The sequence below is a fragment of the Anaerococcus hydrogenalis DSM 7454 genome (assembly GCF_000173355.1).
GTDB classification, from domain to species: domain Bacteria; phylum Bacillota; class Clostridia; order Tissierellales; family Peptoniphilaceae; genus Anaerococcus; species Anaerococcus hydrogenalis.
Map to the genome: position 1 here is coordinate 56,994 of NZ_ABXA01000049.1, position 16,461 is coordinate 73,454.

Consider the following 16,461-nt stretch of genomic DNA (forward strand, 5'->3'; position numbering starts at 1 on the left):
TTCTAATTGGCTATGCATATTATGATGAAAATGCAAAAAAATTAAAGGAAATGGTTGAAGAAAAATTTCCAAATGCAAAAGTAAGCCTTGCTCCAATTGGATCTTTGATTGGTTCTCATGTTGGTCCAGGAATGTATTCTTTGTCATATTTTGGAGTTAAAAGATAGGAGAAATATGCTTAAAAATAAAAAAAATGCAGTGATTTTTTCTTTAATAGCAATGTTTTTATGGGGGAGTGCAATCCCCCTAATTAAATCCACTTATTTAGTCTTAGATATTAAATCTTATGATACTTTTGCTAAGGTTTATGTTGCAGGAGTAAGATTTTTTATGGCTGGAATTTTGGCTTTTATTTATGCAAAAATTTTTGGAAAAAATAAAATTTCTATTAAAAATGTAAATATAAAATTGGTAATAACTTTAGCGATTTTACAAACTTGTCTACAGTATTTTTTCTATTATATAGGTTTATCAAATATAAGTGGGGTAAAATCTTCAATTATACAAGCATCAAATTCATTTATGATTGTAATAATTTCCTTATTTTTAGTTCCAGAAGATAAAATTTCTTCAAATACAATTATTGCTTTAATTATTGGAACATCAGGAATTATTTTGGTAAATTCAAATCAAAAATTAGGACATGGTTTTAAATTAACTGGGGAAGGATTTATTTTCACTTCAACCTTTATAAATGCCCTTGCTTCAGTCTTATTAAGAAAATATTCAAAAGGATCTGATCCTTATTTATTAAATGGGATGGCACTTTTACTTGGGTCCTTGCCACTTATAATTTTTGGTAGGTTTTTGTGGGTAAATCCTGTGATTTTAAATTTAAAAGCTATCATTATGTTATTTTATGGTGCTTTTATTACAGCTACATCATTTACAATTTGGACTATAGTTTTACAAAACCACAGTGCCAACCAATTTGGAGTATTTAAATTATTTATTCCTATTTTTGGATCGCTCTTATCAGTCATAATTTTAGGAGAAATTTTTACCCTAAGATTATTTATGGGCCTTGTTTTAGTTTTACTAGGTTCTTTTGTATTGATGAAGGGAAAAAACAAAAAAAGACTATGATTAATTAATCATAGTCTTTTAAAATTGGTCTTTTTAAATTGTTTGTTAATTTGTAAATTTCATTTATATAAATAAATCTATCATTATCCTTATATCTTGCAATTTTCATTAAATCTAGGGCCCAATTTACTAAATATTTTGATAAATAAAAGGCGTAAATATCATTGGCAAGGATAGACCTTCTTCCATTTATGACAATATCATTTCTAATTTCTTTAAAATAGCTTATTAAATTTTTCCTTGTATATTTTGAAAAAATCACTTCAATAAGAGCTATTAAAGATAATATATATTTATCTTCTATAAGATTTATGGTAAAATCAATCCTATTATTTTCATTTAAAATTATATCTTCTTTTTTACTGTGATTTTTATAAAATTCAAAATAAGATTTTTCTGAAAAATCTTGAAAAAAATTAGGGTATAGGCCGTACTCAAAATTAGATTGATCTAAATTTTTCCTAAAAAATTCAAGAGATGTGGAATTATCAAAAATTGTAATAAAAATAGGTGATAAAATAACTATAAGTCTCAGACTTTCAAAATTTTTATCATTTTCAATGCTAATTATAACCTTATCATCTTTACTTGTATTTTCTAATTTATAAAAATCTCTGTTTTTTAATTTAAAATCTAGGTCAAATACATCCTTATATTGGTAAGAATAAATTTTTTGTTTTTAATAATTTTTAAAATCATTGTCTTATATTTTCAAACTTAGCATTAACAACTCTTGCCAAGTCCTTTGGATTTAACTTTAAACTTACTCCACATTTTCCACCAGATACAATCATTTTATCAAGTTCTTTTGCACTATCATCAATAAATACTGGATAATCTTTTTTCATTGCAAGAGGACTTGTTTCACCTCTTTGATATCCAACTTTTGATTTTAAGTTTTTAGTTGGAAGAATAGAAATACTTTTGACACCTGCAACTTTTGCAGCCTTTTTCATATCTATTGAATCATAGCTTCTAAGTAAATAAATAATAATATCATTATCCTTTGAAATAGTAGCTATGGTTTTATACATTATATTTAAGTCTACATGGGATTTTTTTCCAGCATCAACTGCTGATTTAAATTCTCCACCCAAGTCATATTCAATTTCTTCATAATCGACATTATTGTTTTCCAAAATTCTCATAGCATTAGTCTTAATCTTTCCCATATTAACTCCCTTCTTTTTTTATATTACCAGAAAAAAATAAAAATTCATTAAGATAAAGATATTTTGGGTATACTTAATTTAGAAGAAATTAGGAGAAAGTTGATGATTGAAAAAATTATAATAACTTATATATATCATTCTTGCTATAGCGTTGAAATAGGGGATTATTTTATTATATTTGATTATTATAAGGGAGTTTTAAATATTCCTGAAAATAAAAAAGTTATATTTGTCTCAAGTCATGGACATTCTGATCATTATACATCAGAAATTTTAAAAATTCCTAATATGAAAAATTACACCTATATCTTATCAACAGATATAGCTCATTTAGAAAATGATGATAATATTATTTATATAAAAAATAATAAGCTTGGAATCGACCAGTTAAAATCTTTATACAATTCTAAAAATGTATATTTGATAGATCCCGACCAAGAAAAAGAAATAAAAATCAAAAATGATAAGATAAGAATCAAGAGTTTTGGATCAACTGATGAAGGGATTTCAATACTTTTAGATATTTGTGGAATAACAATTTTTCATGCAGGGGATTTAAATTATTGGGCTTGGGATGATTATGATGACAAAACACTTAAAAAAGAGTATTATGCATTTATTGAACAAGTAGATAAAATTAAAAAATATAGTATAGATATAGCCTTTTTCCCTGTAGATTATAGGCTTAAGGATAATTATTACAAGGGTCCAAAAATTTTTGCTGATAATGTAAGACCTCAATTAATGTTTCCACTCCACAGTGGAGACCATGAAAAAATCAGCCAAAAATTTAATAAGGAAATTGTATTAAAAGAAACTATATTTAGGCCAATAATAGCTTCTGGCCAAAAAATAATTGTAGATATAAAGGATTAGGTAAATGGAAAAAATAGCTGTATTAGTAGATACTGGATCTGATATAGATTTAGAAAAATCCAAAGAATTTGGCATATATTTGATGCCCTTTTATGTAAATTTGGACGGAGATTTTTATAAAGAACAAGAAGAACTAAAAGCAGAAGACTTTTATAAATGGATAGAAAAAAATGAAAAATTACCAAAAACTTCTATCCCATCCCCAGGCGAATTGAAAGAAAAGTTTGATCAAATAAAAAATGATGGTTTTGAAAAATTAATAATAATAACCATATCAAAAAACTTTACAGGCTTTTATAATTTGTGCTCACAAATAGAATATGATGGATTGGAAATTGCAGTAATAGATTCCCAATCAGTAGCATTAACATCAGGACTTCTTGCAATATATACTAAAGATTTAATAAAAAAAGGTTACGAATTTAAAGAAATAGTTGAAATGGTAGAGGATAAGAAAAAAGAATCAAAAATATTTTTTACCATAGATACCTTTAAATATATAATAGCAGGTGGTAGGGTTCCAAAAGCCTTTGGAAAAGTTGGAGAATTATTAAATATTAAACCAATAGTAGTATGCGATCCTCTTGATGGAAAATATCATATAGTAAAGACTTGTAGGGGAGAGAAAAAAGTTTTAAAAGAAATGGAAAAACTTGCAAATGAATATCTAGGAAAACTAGATAAGTATTACATGATTATATCAAATGGTGGCTACAAAAAAGGATCAGAAATATTAGAAGAAAAACTAAAAGAATTTAAAGATAAGTCAAGCTTATTTTTAACATCCCAAATAGCCCCAAGCCTTGGAGCAAATACAGGTCCGGGTTTATTTGGCTTTGGATTTTTACCAATTGATTAAATATATTGTTCCATATTAATTTTTTAATTATATATTTATAAGCAAATAAAAAAGGATTTAAGCAATATTTTTGCTTGAATCCTTTTTTGTTTATAAAACAACCATTATAAAATATTTTATTTTTTATCTTGGGTCATTTAATTTTAAATTTTCTTCAAAACCAGATGGGTCATTTGCTTTTGCCTTATCTAGTCTATCTTTGAAAAATTTTCTTGTGGCATCATCACAACATTCTTTACTTAAATATCTCATATTTAAAGCTTTTTCTAATTCTTCAATTGCTTTTTGTGCTCTTTTTGGATTATTTTTGTAATTTTTTAACCATTCTTCTTGCCATGCGCATTCCCAATAATTTGATGCCAAGGTATCTCCATAGCCTTCTTGATAAACAGCGTTTACATCATCGTCTAATTTTTCAGGAGCCTTGTATCCTTCTGGCCAATTTAATTTATTAACTGTTTCTTTGAATTCTTTTTGAATATCATCATATTTTACAAAATCTTTTGCACCATTTTCTGAATTTGACGTTGCACTAGACTTTTTACAAGATGAAAATCCAACCATTAATACCATTACAAACAAAAAACTAAGAACTTTTTTTAAACTTAATTTCATAAAAATCTCCTTTTAAAATAATTTAGCTAAGTTTTCTTAACTGTAAGATTATTATAACTTGGTTTATAAGCTAGTTTATTTGTTTTTTATGATAATTTCTTAAAGATTCCCATGCAAATTCCTATTTTTTTCCTGCTTTTTATTTTTTAGGAAGAATCACACAAAACTTGACACAATTGTCCTTGCTTTTAGCACTAATTTCCCCCTTATGTAAGAGTACTATCTCTTTTGCAATAGCAAGACCAAGACCTGAGCCAGCTTTTGAATTTCTTGAAAAATCTAGGCGATAGAATTGTTCAAAAATTTTTGATAATTTATCTTCCTCAATATTTTCAGATTTATTTTCGAAAATTATCTCTACATTTTCTTCTTTTACATTCAAATCTATATGAATTTCACTATTTTCAAAAGAATATAGACAAGCATTACGGAGCAAATTATCGAAAACACGAGAAATTTTATTTACATCACAGCTTATCATTACATTTTTTTCTGCCTTAACTTTACAAGTTAGATTTTTTTTCTTCAAACATTGGTTTAAATTCAAAAACAAGCTGCTCTAACATCATAGTGAGATTTGTCCTAGAATAATTTATTTTTATTTTTGATAAATTATATTTTGTTATCTCAAAAAATTCATTAATCAAATCCGATAGCTGTTTGGATTTTCTAAGAGCAATACCTAAAAATTTTTTTCTTTGCTCATCATCTAAATAAATATTCCCATTTAACAACTCCAAATATCCAATAATTGATGCTAGTGGTGTTTTCAAATCATGAGCTAAATTCATTATCAAATCATTTTTTTGCCTTCTATTTTCATTAGCTAGTCGTTCATTTTCTATTGACTGCATTTTTAATTTATTAATTTTAGTGGAAATTTCTGACAATTCATCAGATAGGTGAATGTAAGTATTATCTTTGTCAAAAAGTTTGTTTGTTGCTTCTTGTAATTCATCAACGTAACTGACCAATTTCTTAAATAATTTATATGTTTCTAACATTATCAATAGTGCCCATATAATTATTGTTGGAAATAACAAATATAAGGATCTGTAGAACATATAGGCATTTTCAAAATTATTATAAATGTAATTATTAATTATAGGAATAAGGATACAAGCAAGAATCGCAACAAAAATTGTTATGATAAAACATTTTTTTAGATAATTTTTAAAAACTGAATTTAGAAGGCGATTATTCGATTTCATACCCAACGCCCCAAACAGTTTTTATAAATTTTGGATTTCTGCCAGAATCATTCATTTTATCCCTAATCCTTCCAATATGAGCCATTACAGTATTGTTATTATCAAGATATTTTTCCTTCCAAATATTTTCAAAAAGCTCTTCAGATGAAACAACCTTGCCTTGATTTTTACACAAATACCAAATTATCTCAAATTCTATGGGTGTAAGTTGGATTTGCTTATCATACAAAAAACATTTATGACTTTTTTTATCTATCAATAAACCTCTTATATCATACGTTTCATTATCTTGTATCTTTTCAGTCTTATTGTATTTTTGTGAGCGTCTAAGCTGAGTTTTTACTCTTGCAATAACTTCCAAAGGGTTAAAAGGCTTAGTTATATAATCATCTGCTCCCATTGTAAGTCCAAGTATTTTATCATTTGAATCTATTCTTGAAGTCAACATAATGATTGGGAAATAATGCTTCTCTCGGATTTTTTTACAAACAGAAAATCCGTCCATATCTTCAAGCATTATATCCAAAATCATCAAATCGAAATTTTCAGATTCTACCAAGTCCAGTGCATCCTTTGCATTAAAAGCTTTAGAAACAGAAAATCCATCATTGGTTAAGTATAATTCTAATAAATCTGCTATCTCTTTTTCATCATCAACAATAATTATTTTGTCATTCATTTTTTTCACCTTAAAATTTTGATTTAATTTCTTAAAAATATTATATCATTAATTGGCAAAAAAAAAAGGGCTGTTGCAGAATGAATAAATTATCTCTTCATTATAGAAAATGAGATGATATTTATTCATATCCTTGCAACGACCCTTTTTAATAAAAATCTTTAATAAAAATTCTATTTAATTTCTAAAGAATTTTCCCAAAGTCCGTGAATATTACAATAGCTTAGTGCAAATAAAGTACCTTTTTTATCAGATTTAAATTCACCAATAGCCTTTGGTGTAGAGTAAATTTCGCTTTCACCATGAGCTGAGAAATTATAATTAGCAACTTCTACTGGTAATTTTCCACCTTCTGGAACAAAGAAAACTTTAATCCATGCAATATGGTGTTCTAAAGTATTTGGATGGGCAATTTCTTTTCCAACAAAAGCAGAAACTTCATATTTGCCTTCACCAAGTTCTTTATATTCTAATTCTGGTACGTGTTTTTCATTTTTCCAATCGCCTGATTGAACTGTTTGTGTTAATAACATAAAATCCTCCTAATTTATTACTTACATATTAATGATACCCATAGAAAATAAAAAATAACAAAAGCAATTTAAGTTTTTTTATATTTCTTAATTTGATATAATAACAGTGCTATGGAAAAAATAATTATTACCACAAGCTTTGGTTTAGAAAGCTTAATAAAAAGACAATTAATAGAAGAAGGATATGAAGATTTTGAAGTTTTAAATGGAAAAATTATTTTAAAGGGAAATCTTGATGATATAGGATACTTAAATTTAAATCTAAGAGAGGCTGATAGGGTATTTTTAGAAATTGCATCATTTGAAGCAAAAACATTTGAACAATTATTTGAAAATATAAACAAAATTGACTGGTTCGACTATTTAAATATTGATGATAATTTTATTGTAAATGCAAGAGCTTACAAATCTAAATTATTTTCCATTCCATCAATCCAATCAATTAGTGAAAAAGCAATTATTAATTCATTAAAAAGAAAATATAAAATTTCTACATTCAAAAAAAGTGGATCAAGAGTACAAATTGAAGTAATGCTTGAAAAAAATATAGTTTCACTTTGTCTTGATACATCAGGAGATGGCCTTCATAAAAGAGGATATAGAGAAGGTAGTGTAAAAGCTCCTTTAAGAGAAAATTTAGCAGCAGCCTTAGTTGATTTATCCTTTTATAAGGATGATAGGTTTTTATTTGATGGATTTTGTGGATCAGGAACAATACTAATAGAGGCTGCAAGAAAAGAAAGAAATATAGCCCCAGGCCTTGATAGGGATTTTGACTTTACTTCATTTAAATTTTACGATAAAAAAAGGTTTGAAAAAATAAAAAAAGAAGCCTATCAAAAAATTAACTATGATAAAAAAATAAACTTATTAGGGTCGGACATATCAAAAAATGCAATTAAGCTTGCAAAAAATAATGCCTTAAATGCCGGTGTCTATGAAGATATTACTTTTTTAAACAAGGATTTTAGAGAAATAAATTTAAAAGATAATTTTGGCATTTTTATATCGAATCCACCTTACGGTGAAAGATTATCAAGATTTGATAAGGAAAAAATTTCAAAGATGATTGATGATAAATTTAAAAATTTAAATACCTGGTCAATGTTTATAATTTCTTCAGATGAAAAAATTGATAAAAATATAAGAAGAAAAGTTTCTAAAAAAAGAAAATTATATAATGGAGGAGAAAAGGTAGACTTGTACCAATATTTTGGAAAAAACCAAAAAAGATAGATAAATGTATCATTTAGTGGTACTATAATTACAGCAATTAGGAGGTGCGTATTATTAGCAATAAAGATACAAATAGCAAGGCTACTAAGAGAATTTTAACCATTGGTGGTATTGTTTTAGGCATATATATAATAGGAACAGTATTATTTACTTTTATCACCCTACCAAATACTCATGTAAATGGAAAAAATGTTTCATTTGCACCAAAAGAATCGGTAATTGGTGATAGTGTTGGAGACTTTGATATAAAAATTAAGGGCTTAGATGATAAAAACTTATCATTTAATTCTAAAGATGTGGACTACAAGGCAAATATTCCAAAAGGTGCAAGTCTTGATCAAAATCCTTTAAAATGGCCAATAAGTTTTATAACAAAGGAAGATTTTGAATTTGATTATAAGGTTAATTACGACGAAGATAAGTTAGATGAAATATTAAAAAATTCTCAATTTATGAAAAAAGTTGTTGAACCTAAGGATGCAAAATTAGAATTTGATGGAAAAGAATTTAAAATAAAAGAAGAAGTTGAAGGAAACAAGGTTAAATATAATAAATTAAAAAAAGAAGCAATTAGTGCTATAAAAACTAGAAATGCTGATATAGACATGGACGAATCATTCTATGAACGTCCTAAGGTTTTTGCAAAAGATAAAAATCTTCAAAAAGCATTAAAAGATGCAAATGAAGCTTTAAAATTATCTTATAAGTTTAATATAAATGGCTTTGATAAAAAAATTGAAGGCGAAACATTAGCAGATATGATTGAATTTCAAAATGGACAGTTGACATTAGATTATGAAAAATTGTCAGGTTACGTTGCAAAAATAGCAAAAGAAACCAATACTTATGGTAAAGAAAGAAAATTTAATGCTACAGATATCGGAGAGATTGTAGTTAATCCTGGAGTATATGGATTCAAATTAAATGAAAAAGAAACTGCTAAGGCTATATTAGAAGCATTCAGCAAACGAAAATCAAAGGAAATTGAACCGATTTATGATAAAGTAGGCCTTAATAGATATGAAAATGGAACAGATTTAAAGGATACTTATGTTGAAGTAGACTTATCTAGACAACATATGTGGTACTATAAAGATGGAGAGCTTTTAATATCATCAGATATTGTTACAGGAAGGTTATCAGAAAATGCTTTAACTAATAAAGGAGTAGGATCAATATTGTCAAAAGATAGAAATTCAAAATTAAAGGGAAAAGACTTTGACGGTAGTGATTATGAAACTCCAGTACATTATTGGATGCCAATAGGATGGGATGGAGAAGGATTCCACGATGCGTATTGGAGATCTTCATTTGGTGGAAATATTTATATTAATAATGGATCACACGGTTGCTTAAATATGCCTCCTAGTCAAGCAGCAAAATTATTTGAATTAGTTGAAATCAATACACCAGTCGTTGTATATGAATCTTCAACAAACAATTCACCAAATATGTTATATTAATTTTAAAAAAGTGCTATCTATTTTTAGATAGTCACTTTTTATGTCTATAAAAATTGAAAGGAAGAAAAATTGATTAAGATTGAGAATTTAAATTTTTCTTATAAAAATGATTCAGATGAAAATGAAAATATAGAATATACAAATGCCTTAAATGATTTGTCTATGTCAATAAATAAGGGTGAATTTGTTGCTATTTTAGGCCATAATGGTTCTGGAAAATCAACTCTTGCAAAACTATTAAACGGGCAAATTTTTCCAACTAGTGGAGATATTTGGATAAGTGGAATGAATACAAAGGATGAAGAAAAAATATGGGATATAAGGGAAAAATGTTCCATGGTATTTCAAAATCCGGATAATCAGATGGTTGCAACAACTGTAGAAGATGAAGTAGCATTTGGACCTGAAAATTTACAAGTAAAAAATCCTGAACTAAGACAAAGAGTTGATGAGGCAATAAAGTTAGTAGGAATGGAAAATTTTGTAAAAAGATCACCATCTGAGCTTTCTGGTGGACAAAAGCAAAGAGTTTCCATAGCTGGAGTAATTGCTATGTTATCAGACTGTATAATTTTTGATGAGCCAACAGCAATGCTCGATCCTCAAGGAAGAAGTGATGTTATGGATATAATTCAAACTTTAAATAAAAAATATAAAAAGACAGTTGTTCATATAACTCATTATATGGAAGAAGCAGCCCTTGCTGATAGGATAATTGTTTTAAATAAGGGGCAAGTAGCAATGCAGGGAAGCGCTAGAGAAGTTTTTTCGAAGGTAAAAGAGATGAAGGATTTAGGACTTACTGTTCCTCAAGTAACAGAAATTGCCTATGAGTTAGAAAAAGATGGATATAATTTTGAAAAATTACCATTAAATATAGAAGAATTTTTGGAGCTTATATGAAAATAGAATTAAAAAATGTTGATTATATTTATAATGAGGAAAATGAAGAAAAAAATTATGCTCTAAAAAATGTAAATTTAGAAATAAATAAACATGAAATTATAGGACTTATAGGACAAACGGGATCTGGAAAATCAACTCTTGTTCAACTTTTGAATGGACTTTTGATTCCGACAAATGGAGATGTTTTGGTTGACGGAGTTAATACAAAAGAAAAAAGTACAAGAAGAGATATTAGATTTAAGGTAGGCCTAGTTTTTCAATATCCTGAAAATCAGTTGTTTGAAGAGACGGTTAGAAAAGATATTGCCTTTGGTCCAAAAAATATGGGTCTTGATGATGATGAAATAGAAAAGAGAGTAAAAAACTCTATGGCTGCTGTTGGTCTTGATTATGAAACAATAGCCGAGAAGTCACCTTTTGAATTATCAGGGGGCCAACAAAGAAGAGTTGCAGTTTGTGGAATTATTTCTATGAATCCAAAAGTTTTGGTTTTGGATGAATTAACGGCTGGACTTGACCCTAAAGGAAGGGATAAAATTTTTGGAGAAATTTTAAAATTATATGATGAAGATCCAGAATTAACAATTGTTTTAGTTTCCCATTCTATGGAGGATGTAGCCAAATATGTAGATAGGGTAATTGTGATGAATAAGGGCCAAGTTTTTTCTGATAAGTCAACCTATGATACCTTTACAAAAACAGATCTTTTATCAATAGGTCTTGATATTCCACAAGTTACTAAATTTATGAAGGCCTTAAAAGAAAAGGGTGAAAATGTCAGAGATGATATATATACAGTAGAAGATGCCGTTAGTGAATTAAAAAAATATTTGGAGGCTAAAAATGAGTAATATAGCAATAGGTCAGTATCTAGCTTATGATACTTTTATTCATAGATTAGATCCAAGGGTTAAATTAATAGCATCTTTACTTTTTATAATTACCATATTTTTTGTACAAACTTTTGTAGGGTACATTCCATTTTTTATATTATTGATTGTAATGATAAGTGTAGGAAAAATTCCTGTAAAATCACTTATAAAAAGTATAAAACCTTTGGTTTGGATTTTATTAATCACAGGACTTATAAATTTATTTACAACAAGTGGTAGGACACTTTTTACAATTTTTTCTTTAACTGCAACTTATGAAGGGCTTTATAAAACCATATTTATGTTTGTAAGAATTATTATGATAGTTGTTTCAACTTCAGTTTTAACTTTTACAACATCTCCAATGGAGCTTACTGATGGATTAGAAAAATTATTTTCCCCATTTAAAAGATTTGGTTTTCCAGCGGGAGAGCTTGCCATGATGGTTTCAATTTCTTTGAGATTTATTCCAACTTTATTTGAAGAAGCTCAAAGAATAAAAATGGCACAAATGGCAAGAGGTGCAGATTTTGAGTCTGGAAATATTATAAATAGGGCAAAAAATATGATTCCTCTTTTGGTTCCACTTTTTATAAATTCTTTTAAAAGAAGTGATGACTTGGCAACTGCTATGGAAGCAAGACTTTATAGGATTGGAAGAGAAAGAACTAGACTGAATGAAATAATAATGACCAAAATAGATTACCTTGTTTTGATTTTATTTTCTTTATTTTGTCTTATAGTTATTGTTAAATTTTTTATATGAGTATTCAAAATATTTTATTAAAGATCCAGTATGATGGGTCTTTATTTGAAGGATTTCAAATTCAAAAAGATAAAAGAACCGTTCAAAAAGAATTGGAAGAAGCTATTAGAAAAGTTACAGGTGAAAAAAATAGGATTATTGCTAGCGGAAGAACTGATAGTGGGGTTCACGCTAATGAAATGTATGTAAATTTTCTTACGGCTAAGGATATTAGGGCCGACAAATTTCATTTTCATTTAAAAAAATATTTACCTGCAGATATTTTAGCCTTATCATCAAAAAAAGTTGATAAAAATTTTCACGCAAGATTTTCTGTAAAAACAAAAACTTATAAGTATGTCATATCGCTTGAGAAGATTCTTCATCCCATCTATAGAAATTATATGGAGCAAATTACTTATAAATTAGATTTTGATAAGCTTAAACAAGGGATGGAGATTTTAAAGGGAGAGCATGATTTTAGAGCCTTTATGCTAAGTGAAAAAAATGATATAATAAATACTATAAGAAAAATTGATGATTGCTATTATATTTTAGATAATAATATCTTATTTTTATATTTTAAGGCAGAAAGTTTTCTTCATAACCAGGTTAGAATTATGGCTGGTTCTTTGATAGAGCTTAGTCGTGGGAAAATTAGTCTGGATGATTTTAAATTTTACTTTGATAAAAATAATAAAAAAAAGAGCAAATCCTACCTTAAAAGCTGGTGGGCTTTATCTTGATAGCATTGATTATAGAAAATTTGAAAGTTAGTTATTATGGGAGAGTTAAATGAGTAAAAATAAAAAAAATAATAGCTTTAAACTTGATAAAAAGCAAATAGGCATAGGGGTTTTTGCCCTTATCATTTTAGCCTTAATTTTCTTTTTGTCTAAAAATATTGACTTTTCCAATAATTATGGAAAGTCATCTAAGGAAATAAATGAAAACTCTTATAATTCTTCAAAAATTATGAGAGTTGACCTTGATGATTTAAAGTCAATAGATTTTGATTTGAATACTTGTGATGTTAGGATTCAAAAATCTTCAACTAATCCTTATGTAGAGTATACAAATTTGTACAGGGATGATTATTCATATGAAGTTAAGACAAAATTTAAGGATGGAAATTTAAAGTTATCATCTGATATTAAGGGAAAAGAACTTTATATGAAAAATAAGATTCAAATAGTTAGAATATTTTTACCAAAAAATAAAGCTATCGAAAGCATAAAGGGAAGAGTTGGAGCTGGAGATATAAAAATTTCCGATTTAAATTGTAAGGATATGGATCTTAATTTAGAAAGTGGAAATATCAGTTTTAATAAGTCAAAAATTACTGGCTCTGTTACAAATGATGTTGGATCTATTTTATTTAAAAATTCTGAAATTAAAGATACAAACTTAAAGACTAGGGTTGGAAACATTATTTTAAAAGATAGTAAATTAAAGGCAGATCAAAATTTAGAAAATGAAAATGGGGATATAGAAATCTCTACAAAAGATTCGATAAAGTCTTTTAATATAAATGCTAAGTTGAATGTTGGTAATTTTGTTTTGGGAAATGTTTCTTATAGAAATATTTTAGATGGATATTCTACAGGAAAAGATAAAAACAAAAGTTTAAATATGAAAACAAAAATTGGAGATATTTTGATAAACAAGGGTGAGGGTTCAGTCATGAAAGATGAAGATTTTGTAACATCACCTAATGAAAATAGTAATGATTTGTCTACACCCTTAGATACAGATTCTAATATAAATAAAGAAAATGATAATACAAAAAATAATTAAGTTTTTAAGCTTAATTATTTTTTTTAAGTTAAATTAGGAGATATATGGATATTTTAGAAAATTTAAAAAAATATTTTGGATATGATTCATTTAGAAAGGGGCAAGAGGAATTAATTGAAAATATTTTGGATGGAAAAGATGTACTTGGAGTTCTTCCAACAGGTGGAGGAAAATCAATTTGCTACCAACTTCCTGCTTTAATAAAAGATGGGATTTGTTTGGTAATTTCTCCATTAATTTCTCTTATGAAAGATCAAGTTGATTCTTTAATTGAAAATGGAATTGATGCAGCTTTTATTAATTCTAGTCAAGATATAGAAACTTACACAAAAACTTTAAGAGAAATTAAGAATAATAAAATTAAAATTTTATATATTTCACCTGAAAGATTAGAAAATGAATTTTTTATTAACTTTATCAAAGACCTTAATATTTCTTTCATAGCAGTTGATGAGGCTCATTGTATTTCTCAATGGGGACATGATTTTAGACCATCATATAAGATAATTCCTCAAATATATGATTTATTTGATAGAAAAATTCAAATAGCAGCCTTTACAGCTACTGCTACATCATCTGTTAGAGAAGATATCATTAAAAATTTAAAATTAGATAATCCTTTTGTAAAAGTTACGGGTTTTGATAGGGAAAATCTTTTTTTTGAAGTTAAAAAACCTAAAGATAAATTAGGATTTATTTCTACTTATCTTAAAAATAAAAAAGATATGTCTGGAATAATTTATGCATCCACCCGTAAAAGAGTTGAAAGTTGCTATAAATATTTAAAAAAATTATCTTATAAGGTAACTTATTACCATGCAGGCTTATCGGATAAGGAAAAAAAGAAAAATCAAGAAGATTTTATTTATGATAGGAAAAATATAATTGTGGCTACAAATGCCTTTGGGATGGGAATAGATAAGTCTGATGTAAGATATGTAATTCATATGAATATGCCAAAGGATATGGAATCATATTATCAAGAAGCAGGCAGGGCAGGAAGAGATGGGGAAAAATCTGATGCGATTTTATTATATTCAGGACAAGATATAGTTGTAAATAAATATTTGATTTCCCAGTCTCAAAATAGAAATTATCAATTGGTAAAACTTGAAAAATTACAAACTATTATAAATTATGTAAATACTAACCAGTGTTTGAGAGCCTTTATTTTAGAATATTTTGGTCAAGAAGCTAAAGAAACTTGTAATAATTGTTCTAACTGCCTGGATGATTATGAAAAAATTGATGCCAGTATTGATAGTCAAAAAATCTTATCTTGTATATATAGGCTTGATCAAAGGTATGGAACGTCTACCATTGTAGATTGTTTGAAAGGATCAAACAATAAAAATTCTAAAGAAAAAAATCTAAAAAGTATTTCTACATTTGGAATAATGAAAGATAAATCTTCTAAATATATTAAAGATTTGATAGGGGTATTAGTAGCTGATGGCTATATAAAAGTTTCTGGTCTAAATTATCCTATTTTAAAATTAAATGAAAAATCAAAAGATGTCTTGTTTTCTAAAAAGAAAGTTTATATTAGAAATTTAAAAGAAGAAAATACAAAAGAAAAAATTGATAAATTCAATTCAAATATGCCCTATGATAGTGATTTGTTTAATAATTTGAAAAAATTAAGGTTAGATATTTCAAGAAAAAGAAATATACCACCATTTATAGTTTTTTCTGATGCGTCTTTGATAGATATGGCAAGATTAAAGCCTAAAAATAAAAAGGACTTTTTAAAAATAAAAGGCGTTGGGGATAAAAAATTAAAACAATATGGGGAAATTTTTATAGAAGAAATTAAAGAATTTGACCAATAAAAAAGGACTTATTAAAGTCCTTTCAGGCTGTTGATAAACTAAAAATTTTCCCATTTCGACCGAGTGTAACGAGCGGAGAAATCTCATGAGATCTCTCCATGCGTTCGTTTCACTCACTTAGTCGAGATGGTTCTTAGCTTTATTTTATTTCAAATAAATATTATCTAATTTCATACTTTGTCTACGCTCTGAGGACTTATTAAAGTCCTTTTTTATATGAAATTATAATAAATTTACTGATTTTTCTTTAATTCTTCTCTCATTTCATCTGGCCAATATGATACTTGAACTTCTCCTATATGAGCTTTTTGTAAAAAGAACATACAAAGTCTTGATTGACCAATTCCACCACCTACTGTTTGTGGAAGTTTGTTATTTATAAGCATATTATGATATTTAAACTTTAATCTTTCTTCACAATCAGCAATTTTTAATTGTTCTTTTAAAGTTTTTGCATCTACTCTTATTCCCATTGATGATAATTCTAATTGGTCATCTAAAACTGGATTATAAACTAAAATATCTCCATTTAAGTTCCAATCGTCATAGTCAGGAGCTCTCATATCATGAACCTTGCCA

General features: G+C 27.1%; 19 protein-coding genes and 1 pseudogene. 12 read left to right on the top strand and 8 right to left on the bottom strand.

Features of this window, described 5'->3' with window-relative positions:
- The first annotated feature begins 5 nt into the window (after positions 1 to 5).
- Positions 6 to 167: a DegV family protein gene (locus tag ANHYDRO_RS11295; RefSeq protein ID WP_262359351.1), complete on the top strand. Its 162-nt coding sequence runs from the start codon at positions 6 to 8 to the stop codon at positions 165 to 167.
- A 7-nt stretch (positions 168 to 174) separates the two neighbouring features.
- Positions 175 to 1,086, top strand: coding sequence for a DMT family transporter (locus tag ANHYDRO_RS09130; protein ID WP_004815944.1), 912 nt, complete (start codon positions 175 to 177; stop codon positions 1,084 to 1,086).
- A gap of 4 nt (positions 1,087 to 1,090) precedes the next feature.
- Here ANHYDRO_RS09130 and ANHYDRO_RS11005 read toward each other — a convergent pair whose 3' ends face one another.
- Both ANHYDRO_RS11005 and ANHYDRO_RS09140 read right to left on the bottom strand, forming a co-directional pair.
- The gene (locus tag ANHYDRO_RS11005; RefSeq protein ID WP_004815945.1) at positions 1,091 to 1,348 is read right to left on the bottom strand and encodes a hypothetical protein; all 258 of its coding nucleotides are present in this window, start codon (positions 1,346 to 1,348) and stop codon (positions 1,091 to 1,093) included.
- Positions 1,349 to 1,781: 433 nt separating this feature from the next.
- The gene (locus ANHYDRO_RS09140) at positions 1,782 to 2,258 is read right to left on the bottom strand and encodes a YbaK/EbsC family protein (RefSeq protein ID WP_004815946.1); all 477 of its coding nucleotides are present in this window, start codon (positions 2,256 to 2,258) and stop codon (positions 1,782 to 1,784) included.
- A gap of 102 nt (positions 2,259 to 2,360) precedes the next feature.
- Here ANHYDRO_RS09140 and ANHYDRO_RS09145 point away from each other — a divergent pair, with 102 nt between their 5' ends.
- Both ANHYDRO_RS09145 and ANHYDRO_RS09150 read left to right on the top strand, forming a co-directional pair.
- Positions 2,361 to 3,134: an MBL fold metallo-hydrolase gene (locus ANHYDRO_RS09145; RefSeq protein WP_004815947.1), complete on the top strand. Its 774-nt coding sequence runs from the start codon at positions 2,361 to 2,363 to the stop codon at positions 3,132 to 3,134.
- Positions 3,135 to 3,138: 4 nt separating this feature from the next.
- Positions 3,139 to 3,993 (top strand): DegV family protein, encoded by an 855-nt coding sequence (locus ANHYDRO_RS09150; protein WP_004815948.1) that lies wholly within the window; start codon positions 3,139 to 3,141, stop codon positions 3,991 to 3,993.
- Positions 3,994 to 4,116: 123 nt separating this feature from the next.
- On the opposite strand, the gene ANHYDRO_RS09155 is transcribed toward ANHYDRO_RS09150, so the two are convergent.
- The 5 genes from ANHYDRO_RS09155 to ANHYDRO_RS09170 form a co-directional block, all read right to left on the bottom strand.
- Positions 4,117 to 4,608 (bottom strand): hypothetical protein, encoded by a 492-nt coding sequence (locus ANHYDRO_RS09155; RefSeq protein ID WP_004815949.1) that lies wholly within the window; start codon positions 4,606 to 4,608, stop codon positions 4,117 to 4,119.
- Positions 4,609 to 4,747: 139 nt separating this feature from the next.
- The gene (locus ANHYDRO_RS11010; RefSeq protein ID WP_004815950.1) at positions 4,748 to 5,137 is read right to left on the bottom strand and encodes an ATP-binding protein; all 390 of its coding nucleotides are present in this window, start codon (positions 5,135 to 5,137) and stop codon (positions 4,748 to 4,750) included.
- Positions 5,112 to 5,819: a sensor histidine kinase gene (locus ANHYDRO_RS09160; protein WP_004815951.1), complete on the bottom strand. Its 708-nt coding sequence runs from the start codon at positions 5,817 to 5,819 to the stop codon at positions 5,112 to 5,114. The genes ANHYDRO_RS11010 and ANHYDRO_RS09160 overlap by 26 nt, the downstream gene beginning before the upstream one ends.
- The gene (gene vanR, locus ANHYDRO_RS09165) at positions 5,806 to 6,498 is read right to left on the bottom strand and encodes a VanR-ABDEGLN family response regulator transcription factor (RefSeq protein ID WP_039914575.1); all 693 of its coding nucleotides are present in this window, start codon (positions 6,496 to 6,498) and stop codon (positions 5,806 to 5,808) included. The genes ANHYDRO_RS09160 and vanR overlap by 14 nt, the downstream gene beginning before the upstream one ends.
- Before the next feature lie 173 nt (positions 6,499 to 6,671).
- On the bottom strand, positions 6,672 to 7,031 hold the full coding sequence (locus ANHYDRO_RS09170; protein WP_004815953.1) for a desulfoferrodoxin family protein: 360 nt from the start codon (positions 7,029 to 7,031) through the stop codon (positions 6,672 to 6,674).
- 111 nt (positions 7,032 to 7,142) lie between these two features.
- On the opposite strand from ANHYDRO_RS09170, the gene ANHYDRO_RS09175 reads away from it, so the two are divergent.
- From ANHYDRO_RS09175 to recQ, 8 genes are all read left to right on the top strand, one after another.
- Positions 7,143 to 8,267, top strand: a complete 1,125-nt coding sequence (locus tag ANHYDRO_RS09175; RefSeq protein ID WP_004815954.1) for a THUMP domain-containing class I SAM-dependent RNA methyltransferase — start codon at positions 7,143 to 7,145, stop codon at positions 8,265 to 8,267.
- 44 nt (positions 8,268 to 8,311) lie between these two features.
- Positions 8,312 to 9,730 (top strand): L,D-transpeptidase family protein, encoded by a 1,419-nt coding sequence (locus ANHYDRO_RS09180; protein ID WP_004815955.1) that lies wholly within the window; start codon positions 8,312 to 8,314, stop codon positions 9,728 to 9,730.
- 69 nt (positions 9,731 to 9,799) lie between these two features.
- The gene (locus ANHYDRO_RS09185; RefSeq protein ID WP_004815956.1) at positions 9,800 to 10,633 is read left to right on the top strand and encodes an energy-coupling factor transporter ATPase; all 834 of its coding nucleotides are present in this window, start codon (positions 9,800 to 9,802) and stop codon (positions 10,631 to 10,633) included.
- Positions 10,630 to 11,487 (top strand): energy-coupling factor transporter ATPase, encoded by an 858-nt coding sequence (locus tag ANHYDRO_RS09190; protein WP_004815957.1) that lies wholly within the window; start codon positions 10,630 to 10,632, stop codon positions 11,485 to 11,487. The genes ANHYDRO_RS09185 and ANHYDRO_RS09190 overlap by 4 nt, the downstream gene beginning before the upstream one ends.
- Entirely contained in the window at positions 11,480 to 12,274 is a 795-nt protein-coding gene (locus ANHYDRO_RS09195; RefSeq protein WP_004815958.1) for an energy-coupling factor transporter transmembrane component T family protein, read from the top strand. Before ANHYDRO_RS09190 ends, ANHYDRO_RS09195 begins: the two co-directional genes overlap by 8 nt.
- Positions 12,271 to 12,999, top strand: coding sequence for a tRNA pseudouridine(38-40) synthase TruA (truA, locus tag ANHYDRO_RS09200; RefSeq protein ID WP_004815959.1), 729 nt, complete (start codon positions 12,271 to 12,273; stop codon positions 12,997 to 12,999). Before ANHYDRO_RS09195 ends, truA begins: the two co-directional genes overlap by 4 nt.
- Before the next feature lie 49 nt (positions 13,000 to 13,048).
- Positions 13,049 to 14,050: a DUF4097 family beta strand repeat-containing protein gene (locus ANHYDRO_RS09205; protein WP_004815960.1), complete on the top strand. Its 1,002-nt coding sequence runs from the start codon at positions 13,049 to 13,051 to the stop codon at positions 14,048 to 14,050.
- A 44-nt stretch (positions 14,051 to 14,094) separates the two neighbouring features.
- Entirely contained in the window at positions 14,095 to 15,882 is a 1,788-nt protein-coding gene (gene recQ, locus ANHYDRO_RS09210) for a DNA helicase RecQ (protein ID WP_004815961.1), read from the top strand.
- Positions 15,883 to 16,115: 233 nt separating this feature from the next.
- Here recQ and ANHYDRO_RS09215 read toward each other — a convergent pair.
- Positions 16,116 to 16,461: pseudogene (locus ANHYDRO_RS09215) on the bottom strand (aspartate--ammonia ligase); the annotation flags it as partial.

What these genes read in the sequence shown, in the direction of transcription:
- ANHYDRO_RS09155 (WP_004815949.1), bottom strand. Translation starts at nt 4,608, where the DNA reads ATGAAATTAAGTTTAAAAAAAGTTCTTAGTTTTTTGTTTGTAATGGTA.
- ANHYDRO_RS09175 (WP_004815954.1), top strand. Translation starts at nt 7,143, where the DNA reads ATGGAAAAAATAATTATTACCACAAGCTTTGGTTTAGAAAGCTTAATA.
- ANHYDRO_RS09140 (WP_004815946.1), bottom strand. Translation starts at nt 2,258, where the DNA reads ATGGGAAAGATTAAGACTAATGCTATGAGAATTTTGGAAAACAATAAT.
- ANHYDRO_RS09145 (WP_004815947.1), top strand. Translation starts at nt 2,361, where the DNA reads ATGATTGAAAAAATTATAATAACTTATATATATCATTCTTGCTATAGC.
- ANHYDRO_RS09160 (WP_004815951.1), bottom strand. Translation starts at nt 5,819, where the DNA reads ATGAAATCGAATAATCGCCTTCTAAATTCAGTTTTTAAAAATTATCTA.
- ANHYDRO_RS09205 (WP_004815960.1), top strand. Translation starts at nt 13,049, where the DNA reads ATGAGTAAAAATAAAAAAAATAATAGCTTTAAACTTGATAAAAAGCAA.
- recQ (WP_004815961.1), top strand. Translation starts at nt 14,095, where the DNA reads ATGGATATTTTAGAAAATTTAAAAAAATATTTTGGATATGATTCATTT.
- truA (WP_004815959.1), top strand. Translation starts at nt 12,271, where the DNA reads ATGAGTATTCAAAATATTTTATTAAAGATCCAGTATGATGGGTCTTTA.
- vanR (WP_039914575.1), bottom strand. Translation starts at nt 6,498, where the DNA reads ATGAATGACAAAATAATTATTGTTGATGATGAAAAAGAGATAGCAGAT.
- ANHYDRO_RS09190 (WP_004815957.1), top strand. Translation starts at nt 10,630, where the DNA reads ATGAAAATAGAATTAAAAAATGTTGATTATATTTATAATGAGGAAAAT.
- ANHYDRO_RS09195 (WP_004815958.1), top strand. Translation starts at nt 11,480, where the DNA reads ATGAGTAATATAGCAATAGGTCAGTATCTAGCTTATGATACTTTTATT.
- ANHYDRO_RS09130 (WP_004815944.1), top strand. Translation starts at nt 175, where the DNA reads ATGCTTAAAAATAAAAAAAATGCAGTGATTTTTTCTTTAATAGCAATG.
- ANHYDRO_RS09150 (WP_004815948.1), top strand. Translation starts at nt 3,139, where the DNA reads ATGGAAAAAATAGCTGTATTAGTAGATACTGGATCTGATATAGATTTA.
- ANHYDRO_RS09170 (WP_004815953.1), bottom strand. Translation starts at nt 7,031, where the DNA reads ATGTTATTAACACAAACAGTTCAATCAGGCGATTGGAAAAATGAAAAA.